Source organism: Solwaraspora sp. WMMA2059 (assembly GCF_027497315.1).
Taxonomy (GTDB): Bacteria; Actinomycetota; Actinomycetes; order Mycobacteriales; family Micromonosporaceae; genus Micromonospora_E.
Map to the genome: position 1 here is coordinate 6,528,673 of NZ_CP114908.1, position 16,561 is coordinate 6,545,233.

General features: G+C 72.1%; 14 protein-coding genes. 9 read left to right on the forward strand and 5 right to left on the reverse strand.

The window, feature by feature from the left end; translation table 11 throughout:
• Nucleotides 1-27: 27 nt before the first annotated feature.
• The 5 genes from O7553_RS29910 (at nt 28) to O7553_RS29930 (ending at nt 6,135) form a co-directional block, all read left to right on the forward strand.
• Entirely contained in the window at nt 28-1,308 is a 1,281-nt protein-coding gene (locus tag O7553_RS29910) for a hypothetical protein (RefSeq protein WP_281552848.1), read from the forward strand.
• Nucleotides 1,309-1,340: 32 nt separating this feature from the next.
• A complete protein-coding gene (locus O7553_RS29915) occupies nt 1,341-2,000 on the forward strand; it encodes an ABC transporter ATP-binding protein (RefSeq protein WP_281555812.1) in 660 nt (219 codons plus the stop codon).
• Between the two features lie 5 nt (nt 2,001-2,005).
• On the forward strand, nt 2,006-3,241 hold the full coding sequence (locus tag O7553_RS29920) for an ABC transporter permease (RefSeq protein ID WP_281552849.1): 1,236 nt from the start codon (nt 2,006-2,008) through the stop codon (nt 3,239-3,241).
• A gap of 108 nt (nt 3,242-3,349) precedes the next feature.
• Nucleotides 3,350-4,624, forward strand: coding sequence for a DUF4143 domain-containing protein (locus tag O7553_RS29925; RefSeq protein WP_281552850.1), 1,275 nt, complete (start codon nt 3,350-3,352; stop codon nt 4,622-4,624).
• Nucleotides 4,625-4,695: 71 nt separating this feature from the next.
• Nucleotides 4,696-6,135 (forward strand): PQQ-binding-like beta-propeller repeat protein, encoded by a 1,440-nt coding sequence (locus O7553_RS29930; RefSeq protein WP_281552851.1) that lies wholly within the window; start codon nt 4,696-4,698, stop codon nt 6,133-6,135.
• 19 nt (nt 6,136-6,154) lie between these two features.
• On the opposite strand, the gene hisC is transcribed toward O7553_RS29930, so the two are convergent.
• The 3 genes from hisC to hppD all read right to left on the reverse strand — a co-directional run bounded on the left by hisC (nt 6,155) and on the right by hppD (nt 9,525).
• A complete protein-coding gene (gene hisC, locus O7553_RS29935) occupies nt 6,155-7,240 on the reverse strand; it encodes a histidinol-phosphate transaminase (protein ID WP_281552852.1) in 1,086 nt (361 codons plus the stop codon).
• Nucleotides 7,241-7,254: 14 nt separating this feature from the next.
• Nucleotides 7,255-8,235, reverse strand: coding sequence for an RDD family protein (locus O7553_RS29940; RefSeq protein ID WP_281552853.1), 981 nt, complete (start codon nt 8,233-8,235; stop codon nt 7,255-7,257).
• Nucleotides 8,236-8,358: 123 nt separating this feature from the next.
• Nucleotides 8,359-9,525 carry a 4-hydroxyphenylpyruvate dioxygenase gene (gene hppD, locus O7553_RS29945; RefSeq protein ID WP_281552854.1) on the reverse strand — a complete coding sequence of 389 codons (1,167 nt, stop codon included), beginning with the start codon at nt 9,523-9,525 and terminating at the stop codon, nt 8,359-8,361.
• Between the two features lie 131 nt (nt 9,526-9,656).
• Between hppD and O7553_RS29950 the strand changes: the two genes are divergently transcribed.
• Nucleotides 9,657-10,175: an Lrp/AsnC family transcriptional regulator gene (locus tag O7553_RS29950; RefSeq protein WP_281552855.1), complete on the forward strand. Its 519-nt coding sequence runs from the start codon at nt 9,657-9,659 to the stop codon at nt 10,173-10,175.
• Here O7553_RS29950 and O7553_RS29955 read toward each other — a convergent pair.
• Complete coding sequence (locus O7553_RS29955; protein WP_281555827.1) at nt 10,159-10,362, reverse strand: hypothetical protein; 204 nt, start codon at nt 10,360-10,362, stop codon at nt 10,159-10,161. The genes O7553_RS29950 and O7553_RS29955 overlap by 17 nt on opposite strands.
• Nucleotides 10,363-10,430: 68 nt before the next feature.
• Between O7553_RS29955 and O7553_RS29960 the strand changes: the two genes are divergently transcribed.
• From O7553_RS29960 to O7553_RS29970, 3 genes are read left to right on the forward strand one after another with little or no spacing between them, the layout of a single operon-like run.
• Nucleotides 10,431-11,672 (forward strand): MFS transporter, encoded by a 1,242-nt coding sequence (locus tag O7553_RS29960; protein WP_281552856.1) that lies wholly within the window; start codon nt 10,431-10,433, stop codon nt 11,670-11,672.
• Between the two features lie 57 nt (nt 11,673-11,729).
• On the forward strand, nt 11,730-13,148 hold the full coding sequence (locus tag O7553_RS29965) for a PQQ-binding-like beta-propeller repeat protein (protein WP_281552857.1): 1,419 nt from the start codon (nt 11,730-11,732) through the stop codon (nt 13,146-13,148).
• A 51-nt stretch (nt 13,149-13,199) separates the two neighbouring features.
• On the forward strand, nt 13,200-14,882 hold the full coding sequence (locus tag O7553_RS29970; protein ID WP_281552858.1) for a fumarate hydratase: 1,683 nt from the start codon (nt 13,200-13,202) through the stop codon (nt 14,880-14,882).
• 211 nt (nt 14,883-15,093) lie between these two features.
• On the opposite strand, the gene O7553_RS29975 is transcribed toward O7553_RS29970, so the two are convergent.
• Nucleotides 15,094-16,554, reverse strand: coding sequence for an alkaline phosphatase PhoX (locus tag O7553_RS29975; protein ID WP_281552859.1), 1,461 nt, complete (start codon nt 16,552-16,554; stop codon nt 15,094-15,096).
• Between the last annotated feature and the right edge of the window lie 7 nt (nt 16,555-16,561).

Sequence of the window (16,561 nt, forward strand, 5' to 3'; positions counted from 1 at the left end):
TCACAATTGCCGGCGACGATGGCCGGCATGGTGTTCTTCCTGCGAACGTTCGCCGGTCGTCGGTGGCGTCGGACGCTGGCGTACGGCCTGCCGGTCGCGGTCGTGGTGGCCGGGCTGGTGGTGACCGGAACCGTAGCCGGCTGGGGCTGGCCGGGCCGGGGCGCGACGGCCGAGGCGGACGCCGCGACGGCGGATCCGCTCTGGGTGGCGACCACCGAGGTCGTGCGAATGGACATCTCCGACGCCCGGGAGCTGGTCGGCACCCTCGGCTACGGTGCCGCCCGACCGGTGCGGGGCTCCGGCGACGGGGTGCTGACCTGGTTGCCGGAGCAGGGATCCGTCATCGAACGCGGCGAGCAACTGTACCGCGTGGATGATCAGCCGGTACTGCTGTTCTACGGCGGTACGCCGCTGTTCCGGACCCTCGACCGGCCGAACCTGGTCGGCCGCGACGTGCGGGTGGTCGCCGACAACCTGAAGGCGTTGGGCTACCGGATCGGTTGGCAGCCGCCGGTCGGCGCCGCCGTCGCGGTGCCGGCGGCGGCACCGCCGCCGGACCCCGACGACGCGGCGGGGCCGACGGGGGGAAGCGATGCGGCTGGGCCGACAGTGGAGAGCGACGCGGCGGAGTCGTCGGAGCGGGAGGTGGCACCGACCCCGACAGGCGGTACGGTCACCGTCCGGTCCGGCGACGCCGTTCTCACCCCGGAGCTGATCTCGGCCATCGAACGCTGGCAGCGGGACCGCGACGCGCCGGCCACCGGGGTCGTCCGGGCCGGGGAGGTCGCCGTACTGCGGGGCAAGGTCCGGGTCGGCTCGGTCGCCGCGCTGCCCGGCGACAGTGCCGCGACGGACATCATGTCGGTCACCCCCACCGACAAGGTCATCACGGTACGGGTAGAAGCCGGCGAGGCGACCGGGATGGTGCCCGACGTGTCGGTGACGATCACTCTGCCCGACGGCGCGACCGCCCCCGGCACGGTGACCGCGGTCGGCACCGTCGCCGAGGAGTCAGAAGGTCCGCCGGGGCAGGGTCCGACGGTGGACGTCACCGTCGTGCCCGACGACCCGGCGGTGCTCGGCGGGCTGGAGTCCGCGCCGGTCCGGGTGCAGTTCCGTACCGAGCTGCGGGAGCAGGTCCTCGCGGTGCCGGTCGGTGCGCTGCTCGCGCTCGCCGAGGGCGGGTACGCGGTGCAGCTGACCGACGGTGCTCTGGTCGCCGTCGAGACTGGGCTGTTCACCAGGGGAATGGTCGAGGTCACCGGGGCCGGTCTCGACGCGGGCATGACGGTGGTGACCACGTCGTGAGCGCACCGGTGCTGTCGGTCGTGCGGGCCGGGATGCGCTACCCCGGCGGCGTCGCCGCGCTGACCGACGTCGACCTCGACATCCACGCCGGGGAGCTGGTCGCCATCGTCGGACCGTCCGGCTCCGGCAAGTCGACCCTGCTCAACATCATGGGCACCCTGGACCGTCCGACCAGCGGTACGGTCCGGCTCGGCGGGCACGACGTGACCACCCTGTCCGACCGGCAGCTGTCGGCGCTGCGTGGGCGCTGGCTCGGCTTCGTGTTCCAGCAGTTCCACCTCACCGACGGGTTGACCGCGGCGGAGAACGTCGCCACCGGGCTGCTGTACGCGGGCGTACCGCGTCGTCGCCGCCGACCGTTGGCCGCCGAGGCGCTGGCCCGGGTCGGTCTCGCGCACCGGGTCGGTCACCTGCCCCGGCAGCTGTCCGGCGGGGAACGGCAGCGGGTCGCGATCGCCCGTGCCTTGGTCAACGGGCCGGCGCTGGTGCTGGCCGACGAGCCGACCGGTGCGTTGGACACCGCCACCGGTCGTGCCGTGCTCGACCTGCTCACCACGCTCAACGCCGACGGCACCACCATCGCGGTGATCACCCATGACCGGGACGTCGCGGCGCGGCTGCCGCGCCGGGTGGAGATCCGCGACGGTCGGCTGGTCGGCGACGTCCGCCAGCAGCCGGTGGCCGTGCCGTGAGCCGGGTGGAATCTCCCCAACTGGTCGGAGCTGCCCCGGTGCAGCTGCCGCGCCCGGTGCGGCTGGCCCCGCTGGATCTGCTCCGACTCGGGCTGGTCGGGATCCGGACCCGCCGGTTGCGGGCGGCGCTGTCGGCGCTGGGCATCTCGATCGGTATCGCCACGATGATCGTGGTCACCGGCATCCCGGCGGCCAGTGAGCGGGCGTTGCTGGCCGAGCTGTCCGCCCTCGGGGTGAATCTGCTGCAGGCGACGGCCCAGCCTGACGAGGACGGCGTCACCCGGCTGCCGGTGGAGGCCCCGGCGATGGTGGCCCGGATCGGGCCGGTGACCGCGACCAGCGCGGTAGCCAACACCAACACGGTGATCCGCCGTTCCGACTTGATCGACCCACGCGACGGCTCCGGGTTGACCGTGCTGGCCAGCGACGCGAGGTTGCCGGTGACGCTCGACGCGCGGCTGCGGACCGGGCGTTACCTCGACGCCGCCACCGAACGGCTGCCGACGGTGGTGCTCGGCGCGGTCGCCGCGACCCGGCTGGGTGTGGTCGACCTGGGCCCGGTGGACTCGCCGACGCAGGTACGCATCGGCGACGTCTGGTTCACTGTGATCGGCATCCTGGAGCCGCTGCCGTTGGCCCCGGAGATCGACCGGTCGGCCCTGGTGGGGTGGCCGGCGGCCGAGTCCGAGCTGGGTTTCGGCGGGCACCCGACGGTGATCTACCTGCGGGCGCACGAGCCGGCGATCGAGGCGGTGCGGGCGGTGCTGCCGGCGACGATCGACCCGCAGCGGCCCAGCAAGGTGCAGGTGACCAGGCCGTCGGACGCGCTGGCGGCCAAACGTGCCACCGAGAGCAGCTTTGCCTCGCTGTTCCTGGCGCTGGCCGGGGTGGCGCTGCTGGTCGGCGGGATCGGGGTGGCGAACACGATGGTGATCTCGGTGCTGGAACGTCGGTCGGAGATCGGGTTGCGCCGGGCGCTCGGCGCGAGCCGGGGTCAGATCCGGGCGCAGTTTCTCACCGAGTCGGTGGCGTTGTCGCTGCTCGGCGGCCTCGCCGGTACGGCGCTCGGCCTGGCCGCCACCGCCGGTTACGCGGTCGCCAACGGCTGGCCGGTGGTGGTGCCGCCCGGGGCGACCCTCGCCGGGCTGGGTGGGGCGCTGCTGGTCGGTGTCGTCGCCGGCGGCTATCCGGCGTTGCAGGCCGCCCGGCTACCGCCGACCCGGGCCCTGGCCACCACCTGACCGACCACGTGTCGACCGGCGTAAGGGTAGCCTACAAGATGTGTGTGAGGTAGTGTGAAATGCGTGTGAAAAGTAGCTTGTAACGCGTGTGGAAGGTAGTTTTGGCTGGTGAGTGACTATCAGACTAGGATCGTCGATCAGGAGCTGGATGAACTCCTCCCTGGCCTGCCTGCCATCAGCGTTGAGGGACCGAAGGGGGTGGGCAAGACGGCGACGGGGCAACGTCGGGCAGCCACCCTCATCGCATTGGACGATCCCGTGCAGCGCGAGTTGTTGCGGGCCGATCCGCAGCGCCTCGACCGTCTCCCGGGCCCGGTACTCATCGACGAGTGGCAGCGGGAACCGACGGTCTGGGATCTGGTGCGACGCAGCGTCGATCGGGACTCGTCGCCGAGCAGGTATTTGCTGACCGGCAGCGCTACCCCCACCTCGGCACCCACCCACTCCGGAGCGGGTCGGATCGTGCAGCTGCGGATGCGGCCGATGACTCTCGTCGAGCGGGCCATCGCCGAACCCACGGTCAGTTTGCGTGACCTGCTTTCCGGTCAACGACCGGAGGTCGTCGGCGAATCACCGGTGGGCCTTGCCGACTACGCCGAGGAGATCGTCCGGTCAGGTTTTCCCGCCATCCGACAATTGCCGTCGAGAGCGCGTCGCGCGCAACTCGACGGCTACCTTGCCCGGATCGTGGAGCGTGACTTCCCGGAGCAGGGGCATCTGGTACGCCGACCCGAGACGCTCCGGGGATGGTTGGCGGCGTACGCGAGCGCCACCGCGACCACCAGTTCCTACACGGCGATCCTCGACGCGGCGACGCCGGGCGAGAGCAACAAGCCCGCCAAAACCACCACCGTCGCCTATCGTGACGTGCTTTCCCAACTCTGGCTGTTGGATCCCGTGCCGGGCTGGTCGCCGAGCCGTAGCACCTTCACCCGGCTCGGCAGCGCCGTCAAACACCACCTGGCCGATCCCGCGCTTGCCGCTCGGCTGCTCGGAGCCAGTCGGGAAGCGCTGCTCAACGAATCAACCCCGGCTGGGGCCACCCCCCGGATGGGACCGTTGCTGGGTGCACTCTTCGAGTCTCTGGTGACACTGTGCATCCGGGTCTACGCACAGGCCGCTGAATCCTCGATTCACCATTTGCGGACCTGGGACGGCCGTCACGAAGTTGACCTGATCGTGCAGCGTGCCGATCAGCGGGTTGTCGCGCTGGAAGTCAAACTTGCCCCGACCGTCGGTGACGACGACGTCGCGCACCTGCGGTGGCTTCGGGACCGGTTGGGTGAAGACCTGCTGGACGCGGCGGTGGTCACCACCGGTCCGGCGGCGTACCGGCGCGCGGACGGAATCGCCGTCGTTCCACTGGCCCTGCTCGGTCCGTGACCGGTGGTCCAACGTCTGCGGCTGACCCGACGCGGTTGTCCGGTTCGGTAGGGTGCGGGGGGAGGTGCCCGATGGCCGAGCCGGCGAGCAACACCCAGCACCCAGCGGACACAGCGGACCCTTCGGCGCATCCCGCCGACGGGCCGGCGAACCCCGACGGGCAGCCGTACTCCGACGAGACGCAGCCCGGCGGGCGACGCCCCTGGTGGCGGTCCCGCCCACGCTGGCAGCTGATCACCGCCGGGGTGCTGGCCGGGGTGGTCGTCCTCGCCGCCGTGACGGTCGTCGCCTGGCGGGTGCTGGCCCCGACCGAGGTGGTCACCCCGGCCGGCTACCAGCCATCCCCGCCGACCGCCGAACCCGGCCCGGTGGCCGAGCTCTCCGCCGCGCCGCTGCTGGTCGACGGACGGTTCCGGGTGTACGCCACCACCCGTCAGGTGCGCGCCGACGGCCCGATCGACATGCGTACCCAGGTCACCCCGGCCTGGTCGTTCCGGCGCTGGCCGGAGCAGCTGACCGGCGTCGTCGCCACCGGCACCACCGTGGTGAGCCGCTGGACGGACGGCGAACTCGTGGCGATCGACGCGGTCAGCGGCGAGGTGGCGTGGCGGTCCGTCGGCCCACAGCCGGCCGACACCGGGTACGCCGGTCGGCGCACCGGGGCACAGACCGTCTACGCGCCGTCCGGTCTGCACACCGCGGTCAGCGGCACCGACGGCCGGTCGGTGGTGGTGGCGCACGGCGAGTCCCAACTGACCGGGTTCGACACGGCGACCGGTCGGGAACTGTGGCGAACCATGCTGCCCGGCCAGGGTGACGCCTGCCGGGACGCCGGCTTCAGCACCACCGGCGGCCGGTTCGCCCTGGTCAACAGTTGCGCGGCACCGCCGACCGTGGAGTTCTACGACGTCGCGACCGGGCAGTTGACCGCGACCTGGCAGCCGGAGGGGGCCGGTCCGGGGCTGGCCGTGGAGCCGATCGGCTGTGCCGCCGCCCGCTCGACCTGCGGGGCGGTGCGCACCACCGGGGCGGGACAGTCCCGGGGCTGGCTGGTCGACGGCCCGGAGCCGGTGCCGGCACCGCCGCTCGACCCGGTCGACGCGATGCTGGTCGACGGGATGGCGATCCGGTTGGACACCGCCGGGGACGCTCCGGCGGTGGTGGCCGAGGTGGCGCGGACCGGCGAGCAGGCGTGGCGGTGGCCGCTGCCGTCAGCGGCGGCACCCGGTCCGGGCGGTACGGGTGACCGGTTGCTCGCGGTGCAGCCAGGCCGGGCGCACCTGCTGACCGCCACCCGGGAGCTGATCACCCTGGACGCGGCGACCGGTGCCAAGCTGTCCCGCTTCGTGCTGATCCTGCTGAGTGAGCTGTCGACCGACTGGGCCCCTGGCTACGTCTACGCACAGGACGGGTTCGTGGCCGTCGAACGGCTACGGCTGCCGGTCGACCCGGACGCCGACGACGACCGCTACTACCGGTTGCAGGAGGCGGTGATCGTCGCCCGCACCTAGGTCGCCGACACCCGCAGCCTCAGAGCGCCGCTTCGGCGGCGGCCAGGAACGCGTCGTTCTCGGCCGGCGTACCGATGGTGACCCGGACCCCGTCGCCCGCGAATGGCCGCACGATCACCCCGCGTGACTCGCAGGCCGCGCCGAACGGCACCGCCCGCTCACCCAGTGGCAGCCAGACGAAGTTTGCCTGACTGTCCGGCACGTCCGGCACCAGTTCGCGTACCGCGTCGGTGACCCGGGTCCGCTCGGCGATCACCAGATCGCACCGGCGGCGGACCTCGTCGGCCTGGTCGAGCGCGGCCAGCGCTGCCGCCTGCGCCAGCGCGTTGGTGCCGAACGGGGTGGCCACCTTGCGTACCGCCGACGCCACCTCGGGATGTGCGACCAGGTAGCCGACCCGCAGCCCGGCCAGCCCCCACGCCTTGGACAACGTGCGCAGCACCACCACGTTCGGCCGGTCACCGTAGGCGGCTAGGCCGTCGGGTACCTCGGCGTCGGTGACGAACTCCCGGTACGCCTCGTCCAGCACCACCAGTACGTCGTCGGGCACCGCGTCGAGGAACCGGTCCAGCTCGGCCCGGCGAACGCTGGTGCCGGTCGGGTTGTTCGGGTTGCAGACCAGCACCAGCCGGGTCTGCCCGGTGACCGCCGCGGCCATCGCCGGCAGGTCGTGGCCGTGGGTCGCGGTGTTCGGCACCCGCCGGCTGCTCGCCGCCGTGGTAGCCGCGATGATCGGGTACGCCTCGAACGACCGCCACGAGTAGACGACCTCGTCTCCGGGCAGGCAGGTGGCCCGTACCAGATGCTCGCAGAGCGCCACCGACCCGCAGCCGGTGACCACCCGCTCCGCGGCCACCCCGAGTCGTTCGGCGAGCGCTGCCCGCAGCGCCAGTACTCCCATGTCCGGGTAGCGGTGCGTCGACGTCGCAGCCTGCGTCACCGCCTCGACGACGCCGGGCAGTGGCCCGTACGGCACCTCGTTGCTGGCCAGCTTGATCGCCTCCGGCAGGCCGAGCTCCCGGGCCAGGTCGACCGGGCTGCGCCCCGGCACGTAGCTGGGCAGCGCGTCGAGGTCGGCGCGGGTCAGACCGAGCGAGGGGGGCATCGGGGGGCCTCCTGTCATGCGGAGCTTCCGGGGGTGTCGCGGTCCGCGCCCGGACCGCTGGTCCGACCACCGCTGGTCCGACCACCGCCGGGGCCGGCGGCGGTCGCCGGTACGCCGGGCGGCAGCTGCACCACGACGGTCTGCGCCGACTTGTCGTGCAGCGCCTGCCGCAGCGGGCGGTCGAACAGCAGGTAGACGCAGTCGATTAGCTGAAGGATGAAGCCGACGCAGCAGATCCACAACAGAGTGGGCAGGCCGAGGGTGTTCCACCGGCGGAACGACCGGGCGAAGCCGAGCTGCCCGCCCGGCTCGACCGGCACCACCTTGAGCCGGGCCAGCCGCTTGCCGAGGGTCTGACCGGTGTTCGCGACCGCCGGCACCTCGTACGCCCACCAGATCGCCGCCGCCAGCAGGATGATCACCATCTGCAGTCCGGAGGCCCGTTCGGTGACCTGCGGGAGTCCCTCGGTGGACCGGTCGTCGGCCAGTGACCGCCGCCAGATCTCATTGAACGTCGGCCAGGTCTCCACCACGTACTGCCAGACGAACCAGCCGTTGATGAAGATGTTGAGCAGCAGCACCGCGCCGATGTCGATCAGTCGGGCGGCCAGCCGCGCGCCGAACGACGCCAACGCCATTCCCTGCGGCCGGGGCTCCGGCGGCGGCAACCGGTAGCCCGGCCAACCGGGCGGCGGCGCTGCCGGGTAGCCCGGTGGCGGCGGCGGGTAGCTCTGCGCCGGGTAGCTCTGCGCCGGGTGGCCCGGCGGTGGTGGGTGGCCCGGCGGCTGCGACTCCGGCTCGGCCGGTGCCGCCGCCGACGTGCCAGCCGGTGACGTCGGCTCGTTGGCGGTGGGCGGTTGCTCCGCCGGTGGCGGCCCGTCCGGCGGGGTGGCGTCGGCCGGCAACGGCGCACCGATCCACCCGCCGCCGTCCCAGTAACGCTGGGTGGTCGGATCTGCGGGGTCCTTGTACCAGCCGGGCGAGATCGACGTCACCGGGCGGACCCCGCGATGCGGCCGGCCGGCCGGGGCGGACTGTGCATGCTCACCCTGGCACCTTAACGACCGGCGCGACCGGCACCGCAGCCTGTCGACGGTTCACCGGCCGCCGACCCGGGTTCAGAGGTTGCCCCGGCTCTCCTGCTCCCGTTCGATCGCCTCGAACAGCGCCTTGAAGTTGCCCTTGCCGAAGCCGAGCGACCCGTGCCGTTCGATCAGTTCGAAGAAGACCGTCGGGCGGTCCTGCACCGGCTTGGTGAAAATCTGCAGCAGGTAGCCGTCCTCGTCCCGGTCGACCAGAATCCGGCGCGTCTTCAACTGCTCGATCGGGGCGCGGACCTCACCGATGCGGGCCCGCAGCGCCGGGTCGTCGTAGTACGAGTCCGGGGTGTCGAGGAACTCCACCCCGGCGGCCCGCATCGCGTCCACCGACGCCAGGATGTCGTTGGTGGCCAACGCGATGTGCTGCACTCCCGGCCCGCCGTAGAACTCCAGGTACTCGTCGATCTGCGAGCGGCGGCGGGCCACCGCCGGCTCGTTGAGCGGGAACTTCACCTTGCGGCTGCCGTTGGCGACGACCTTGCTCATCAACGCCGAGTAGTCGGTGGCGATGTCGTCACCGATGAACTCGGCCATGTTGGTGAAGCCCATCACCCGGTGGTAGAACGCCACCCACTCGTCCATCCGGCCCAGCTCGACGTTGCCGACCACATGGTCGACCGCCTGGAAGAACCGCTTCGGCTGCAGGCCGGCGTCGACCAACGGCGTACGGTCGACGATCGGTGGTCGGGCCACGAAGCCGGGCAGGAACGGGCCGTCGTAGCCGGACCTGTCGACCAGGGTGTGCCGGGTCTCGCCGTACGCGGCGATGCTGGCCATCCGTACGGTGCCGGCGCCGTCGGTGAGGTCGGCCGGGGCGGCCAGCCCGGTCGCGCCCTGCGCCAGGGCGTGCGCGTACGCGGCGTCCACGTCCGGTACGGCGAGCGCGATGTCGGCCACCCCGTCGCTGTGCCGGGCGACGTGCGCGGCGGCGGACGCGTCGGCGTGCACCGCTCCGCGCAGCACGAACCGGGCGGCGCCGCTGGTCAGCACGTACTCGGCGTGGTCGCGGAAACCCTGCTCCGGGCCCCGGTAGGCGACGCAGGTCATACCGAACGCGGTGGAGTAGAAGTGTGCCGCCTGCTTGGCGTTGCCGACCAGGAAGGTCAGGTGGTCGACGCCGTGCACCGGAAACGGGTCGCGGGTCGCGGTGGCGTCGGCGTCGCGGGAATCAGTCAGGTAGGTCACGATCGTCCTCCCTCGGAGCCGGCCGATCGGGATCGCCATGGCCGGTAACGGCAGGATGGGCGGTTCATCCCCACTGGGCAACCGCCGCGACGACGGCTGGTCAGCCTGCTCACTCGTTAGGGTCGGGGGCCATGGACGCTGTACAGAATGTCCAGCTCGATCAGCTGGACGCTGAGCTGATCGCGCTGCTGACCAGGGAGCCGCGGATCGGCGTACTCGAATGTTCCCGGCGGCTGCGGGTGGCCCGCGGCACGGTCCAGGCCCGGCTCGACAAGCTGGTCGCCCGGGGGGTGATCGGCGGGTTCGGGCCGCAGGTGTCACCGGCGGCGCTCGGCTTCGGGGTGACGTCGTTCGTCACCCTGGAGATCGGCCAGCGGCACGGGCACGAGCCGGTCGCCACCCACCTGCGCGGCATCCCGGAGGTGCTGGAGGCGCACACCATCACCGGCTCGGGGGACCTGATGTGCCGCATCGTCGCGCGGTCCAACGCCGACCTGCAGCGGGTGCTGGACCAGATTCTGGCGTACGACGGGATCCGACGTGCCTCGACGATCATCGCGCTGGCCGAGCAGATTCCGTACCGGGTGCTGCCGCTGGTGCTGTCGGCCGCGTCCGGTGGCCCGGCGTCCGGCGTCACGGATCGGCGCTGAGCGCGTCGCCGAGCAGCGCCGCGTACCGGTCGCGGTGCCGGTGCACCCAGGGCAGCAGCGGCCCGGCCGGATGGGCACCGGCGAACAGCCGCAGCGCGGCCATCGTCTCGCTCAGCGGGGAGATCGCGAACCGGCTGGCAGCGACGTCGCCCGGACTCACCTCGATCCGCTTCCGGCCGCTGTCCACCTCCCGCGACTTTTCGCCCTGCGCCGAAAGGTTACCGCCCGTCGGCGTACCGGCGGCATGCTTCGACGGTGACCACCCCCACCACTGGCAGCAGCGCGCCGCCGGCCGACCGGGCCACCTTCCGGGACCTGTTCGCGGTCGGCGAGTTCCGGGCGCTCTTCGCCAGCTTCGGCATCTTCATGATCGGCGAGACGGTGAAGATGCTCGCCCTGTCCGTGCTGGTCTACCAGCGGACGAACTCGCCGCTGCTGGCCGCGCTGGCCTACGTCGCCGGCTTCCTGCCCAGCGTGGTCGGTGGGATGTTCCTGCTGGCGTACGCCGACCGCTGGCGGCCCCGGACGGTGATGGTCGGCTACGACCTGATCCGGGTGGTCACGGTGGCGGTGCTGGCGCTCGGGGTGCTGCCGCCGGTCGGTGCGCTGGCGCTGGTGTTCACCGTCGGGCTGGTGTCGCCGGTGGCGGCGGCGGCCCGTACCGCGCTGCTGCCGGACCTGCTGGCCGGCGACCGGTACGTGCTGGGCCGGGCGTTGTTCACCATCACCGCCGGGGCCACCCAGGTCCTCGGGTTCGCTGTCGGCGGTGCGCTGATCGGCCTGCTCGGGCCGTACGGCGCGTTGTGGGCCACCGCGGTGACCTGCCTGACGTCGGCGGTGCTGATCCGGTTCGGGTTGTCCGACCGGCCGGCCCGGGTGTTCGGGGCCGCCGCGACCGGTGGCGCGGTACGCGAGACGTGGCGGGTGAACCGGCGGTTGCTCGCCGACCCGCCGGTACGCGGTCTGCTGCTGGCCACCTGGCTGCCCAGCTCGCTGCTGGTCGGCGCGGAGGGGGTGGTGGTGCCGTACGCCGGTGGTGAGGGTGCCGCCGGGGTGCTGTTCATGGCCGCGGCCGGCGGGATGCTGCTCGGGGACCTGGTAGTGGGCCGTGGGGTGGCGCCGGCCCGGCGGGAGGCGTTGACCCCGTGGCTGGCGTTGCTGCTCGGGGTGCCGATGCTGGCCTTCGTGGCCGAGCTCGGCCTGGTGACGGCGGCGGTGCTGTTCGGGGCGGCGACGTTCGGGTTCTCGTACCATCTGGGGTTGGCCCGGCGGTTCCTGGACGCGGTGCCGGCGGACCGGCGCGGCCAGGCGTTCGGGTTGTCCCACATGGGGATGATGACCGGGCAGGGGCTGGCCGCCGGGGCGGCCGGGCTGGTCGCCGAGTGGGTCGCGCCGGGGCTGGTGATGGCCGGTTTCGGGGCGCTGTCGCTGGTCGCCACGCTGCTGCTGTGGCGGCAACTCCGGGTACCGCGCATGAATGTCCCCCGACACGCCTAAAAGCCGCATTTCGGTCGGCCGACTGTTCTGTTGGTCAGGCCCGGCTACGGTGGCCCGATGGCGAAGGGGAGCGCGCCGTGCGTGAAGTGCTACCTGGCCTTCGCGCTCGTCGTGGTCATCGTGCTCGCCGCCACCGGCGTCTGGAACCCGTTCCCCGGCCTGTGGGACTGGGTCAACCGCAGCCAGCCACTGGCCGACCCGGACGTCACCTGGCAACAGCGGGTCGGCGGAACGCCGCGCGGCGTCACCATCACCGAACGCGCCGTCATCGTCGAGCACCGGCTCAAGGTCGAAGGACGCAGCATCACCTCCGGCAACCAGGTCTGGGAGCACAAGGCCGACTGGGCGGCGGTCGCCGGTGACGGCTCCGACCAGGTGGTAGCCACCGGTGAACTGCTCACCGACGGCTACCAGGTGCTCAACCCGGCCACCGGTGCCGTGCTGCGTGCCGACGACGCCGCCATTGCCGTCTGGACCTACCGCGACGCGCTGCTCGACGTACGCTGCGCCGGCCCACGCGACTGCACGCTGACCGCCTGGGACCCGCGCGGCAAGACTCCACGGTGGACCTCCCAGCTGCCCGGAATGGGCTTCGTGCTGTTCGCCGACAACCCGAAACTGGTCACCAGCCGACCGCTGACCGCCGACGACGTCGCCGACGACGCCGGCGGCCCGAAGACCATGCCGACCGTTCTCGGCTTCCCGATCGACGGCAGGATCCACGTCGTCGAGACCCGCACCGGGCAGGTCCTGCAGGAGCTGGAAGAGGACCGGCACGAACGGATCGTGGTCTTCGCCGGCCGGGTGTTCAGCCTGGTCGCCACCCCACGCGACGGTGCCTGCTACTACACCGCGCGGGGCATCGACCCGGTGACCGACCTGCCCGTGTGGCAGCGGACCGGGATCAACCTGCGCACCGCCGACCGGATCGGCTGCGCCCAGCGGGACAACCCGACCGGCGGCGCCAACGTCCTCGCCGGCATCGCCCCCGATATGCGGGAAACCGTCATCGACGCCTACGACGGGCGGGTGCTGTGGACCGGCGCCGCCGGGCAGGAGCTACGCGCCGTCGACGACCGGTACGCGCTGACCCGCTCCGCCGACGGCGAGACCCTCCAGGCGTACGTGCTGCCCACCCCGACACCCCGGTGGACCCGCCCGATGCACCCGGACGCCCAGCTGGCCCTCACCCGGCACGCGGCCCTGGTCGTCGACCGCAAACCGGACCGGGTCGTCGCCCTCGACCCGGCCACCGGCACCGAGCTGGTCAACCTGCGTACCTCGGCGGAGGTGCTGGCCGTTGGACCGCGCGGCATGGTCATCGGCGACGGCCGGGAGATCGGCTACGTCCGGTTCGCCGGTGCCGCCACCACCCCGCCGGTCGGCGGCCCGGACGACCCCGCTGATCCCGGCGGCCCCGACCCCGGCCCCACCTGCGGCGGCGCCAAGCAGGAGCAGTGCCCGGCCAAGGGCTGACCCACCCGGGGGTTGGGAGCTGCGGCCACCTCTGGCCTAGGCTTGCCGGTCATGAGCAGTGCCGCCCCGTTCTCCCACACCCCGCTGCTACCGACCGGCGACGACCTGACGGAATACCGCCTGATCAGCGACGAAGGCGTCGACGTCGTGCACGGGCCGGGCGGGCGACGGTTCCTCACCATCGAGCCGGCGGTGCTGACCGCGCTGACCGCCGAGGCGATGCATGACATCGCTCACTACCTGCGCCCGGCGCACCTGGCCCAGCTGCGGGCGATCCTCGACGACCCGGCCGCGTCACCCAACGACCGGTTCGTCGCCCTCGACCTGCTGCGCAACGCCAACATCGCGGCCGGCGGAGTGCTGCCGATGTGCCAGGACACCGGCACCGCGATCGCGATGGGCAAACGCGGCCGGCACGTGCTCACCGACGGCACCGACGAGCGGGCCATCGCCCGGGGCGTGTACGAGGCGTACACCAAGCTGAACCTGCGCTACTCGCAGCTCGCGCCGATCACCATGTGGGAGGAGCGCAACACCGGGACCAACCTGCCGGCCCAGATCGAGCTGTACGCCGAGGACCCGGGCGGTCAGCCGGACGCGTACAAGTTCCTGTTCATGGCCAAGGGCGGCGGCTCGGCCAACAAGTCGTACCTCTACCAGGAAACCAAGGCACTGCTGAACCCGACCCGGATGATGCAGTTCCTGGAGGAGAAGCTGCGGCTGATCGGCACGTCCGCCTGCCCGCCGTACCACCTGGCGATCGTCGTCGGCGGCACGTCGGCTGAGTTCGCGCTCAAGACCGCCAAGTACGCCAGCGCCAAGTACCTGGACAACCTGCCGACCAGCGGCAGCATCGGCGCCCACGGCTTCCGCGACGTCGAGCTGGAGGCGCAGGTGCTCGAACTGACCCGCCAGTTCGGCATCGGCGCGCAGTTCGGCGGGCGGTACTTCTGCCACGACGTACGGGTGGTGCGGCTGCCCCGGCACGGTGCCTCCTGCCCGGTGGCGATCGCCGTCTCCTGCTCCGCCGACCGGCAGGCCGTCGCCAAGATCACCCCGTCCGGGGTGTGGCTGGAGAAGCTGGAGACCGACCCGGCCCGCTTCCTGCCCGACGTCACCGACGAGACCCTCGCCGCCGATCAGTCCGCCGACGCCGACGTGGTCCGCGTCGACCTGAACCGGCCGATGGCCGAGATCCGCGCCGAGTTGTCGAAGTACCCGGTGAAGACCCGGCTGTCGCTGACCGGCCCGCTGGTCGTCGCCCGGGACATCGCCCACGCGAAGATCGCCGAGCGGCTGGACGCCGGTGAGCCGATGCCGCAGTACCTGCGGGACCACGCCGTCTACTACGCCGGCCCGGCGAAGACTCCCGAGGGGTACGCGTCCGGCTCGTTCGGCCCGACCACCGCCGGGCGGATGGACGCGTACGTGGAGAAGTTCCAGGCCGCCGGTGGCTCGCACATCATGCTCGCCAAGGGCAACCGGTCCGCGCAGGTCACCCGCTCCTGCGGTACGCACGGCGGCTTCTACCTCGGCTCGATCGGCGGCCCGGCGGCCCGGCTGGCCCAGGACTGCATCCGGCACGTCGAGGTCCTCGAATACCCGGAGCTGGGCATGGAGGCCATCTGGAAGATCGAGGTGGAGGACTTCCCGGCGTTCATCGTCGTCGACGACAAGGGCAACGACTTCTACGCCGAGGTCACCAAGCCGGTCCTCACCGTCGGCCGCCGCTGACCCCATGGGCTCCGCACAACGACGGAACTGGCATCGCTTCTCGAACCTGCCGATTACTTCACGTCATTGTTCTTGAGTGCACGGTGATCCTTCTGGGTGGGGGTGCCGGTTGGGCTTGATGCCACAGGTGCATCAAGATGCGCCTGTGGCATCAAGCCTGCGGAGGCATCTTGGGTTCCCGCCCCAACCCGAGAGAGCGGTGCGATCGGGGTCAGCCCAGGTACTTCTCCCACGGGCCGGTGATGGCCAGGGTGAGGCCGGGGTCCTGCATGTTGACGAAGAGCACCTTGCCGTCGTCGGTGAAGACCGGCCCGCAGAACTCCGAGTCGTTGAGCTGGTTGCGGGCGATCGCGTAGGTGGGCCCGCCCGGGACCGAGCTGAGCACGTGGGACGCGCCCGAGCCGTCCTCGGCCAGCACCAGGCTGCCCCACGGGGTGACGGTCACGTTGTCCGGCCCGTCGAAGGTCAGATCGCTGTACCTCGGCGGCGTACCCTCCTCGGACGAGGTCTGGTGCGGAAAGTACGTGACCAGCTGGATGGTCTCGGCCCGGTAGTCGTAGAACCAGACCATGCCGTCGTGCGGGGCGGCGTCCGCCGGCAGGTCACCGTCCTCCCAGGCGTACGAGTTGACCACGTACACGCCTCGGTCGGTGCCCCACACACCTTCGAACTTGCGGCCCCGGGTGACCTGACCGTCGGCGAACTGCTCGCGCAGGGGAGTGGTCCGGGCGTCGCGTTCCGGCACCTCGATCCACCGTACGGGGAACGGCCGGCCCAGCTGCGCGGAGGTCAGGTAGGCGACGTCCGGCAGCACCGAGCCGTCGTCCATGATGATCTGCATCGCGGCGAGGGTGCCGGCGTCCGGGGCGAGCCGGGTCAGCACGCCGGGGCCGAGCTTGACGCGGCGCGGCGCGGTCCACCGGTAGAACAGGCCGTTCGGCTCGTCGGCGTCCTCGGACAGGTAGATCTTCGTACGGTCGGCGTCGACCGCCAGCGCCTCGTGGGCGTACCGGCCCAGGCATTTGATCGGTGTCGGGTCGGCGCGGCCGTCGGCCCAGACCTCGAAGACGTAGCCGTGGTCCTTCTGGTACGTGCCGGTGCGGCCGTCCTCGTCCCACTCGTCGCCGGCCCGGTCGTCGGTCTCCTCGCAGGTCAGCCAGGTTCCCCACGGGGTCGGCCCGCCCGCGCAGTTGTCGACGGTGCCGGAGATGGCGACGAACTCGCCGAGGTTGCGCCCCGCCCGGTCGGTCCTGATCACCGTGCAGCCGCCGGCGTCGACCGCGCCCGGGTCGTAGACGGTGCCCGGGACATGCGGTACGCCGAACTCGGCCCCTGGGCCGAGCTCGTGGTTCTGGATCAAGGTGTACCGGCCGCGTCCGGCGTCGAAAACGGCCATGCCGTCGTGCTCGGCCGGGGTCAGGCCCTGGCCGCGGTCGAGCCGGGTGACGCCCGTCCGGGTGACCACGGTGTAGCGGAACCCCTCGGGCAGGGCGAGGATGCCGGCGGGGTCGTCCACCAGCGGCGGGAACGGTACGTGGCCGCCGCCTCTCGGCGGGTGGCTTCGGCCGGGGTGGGCCTGGGCCAGCGACGGAAGGCCACCGGCGACGGCGAGGCCGACGCCAGCGGCGCCGGCGGCACCACCGGCGAGCAAGGTACGACGGGAGGAAGGCACGTCGATC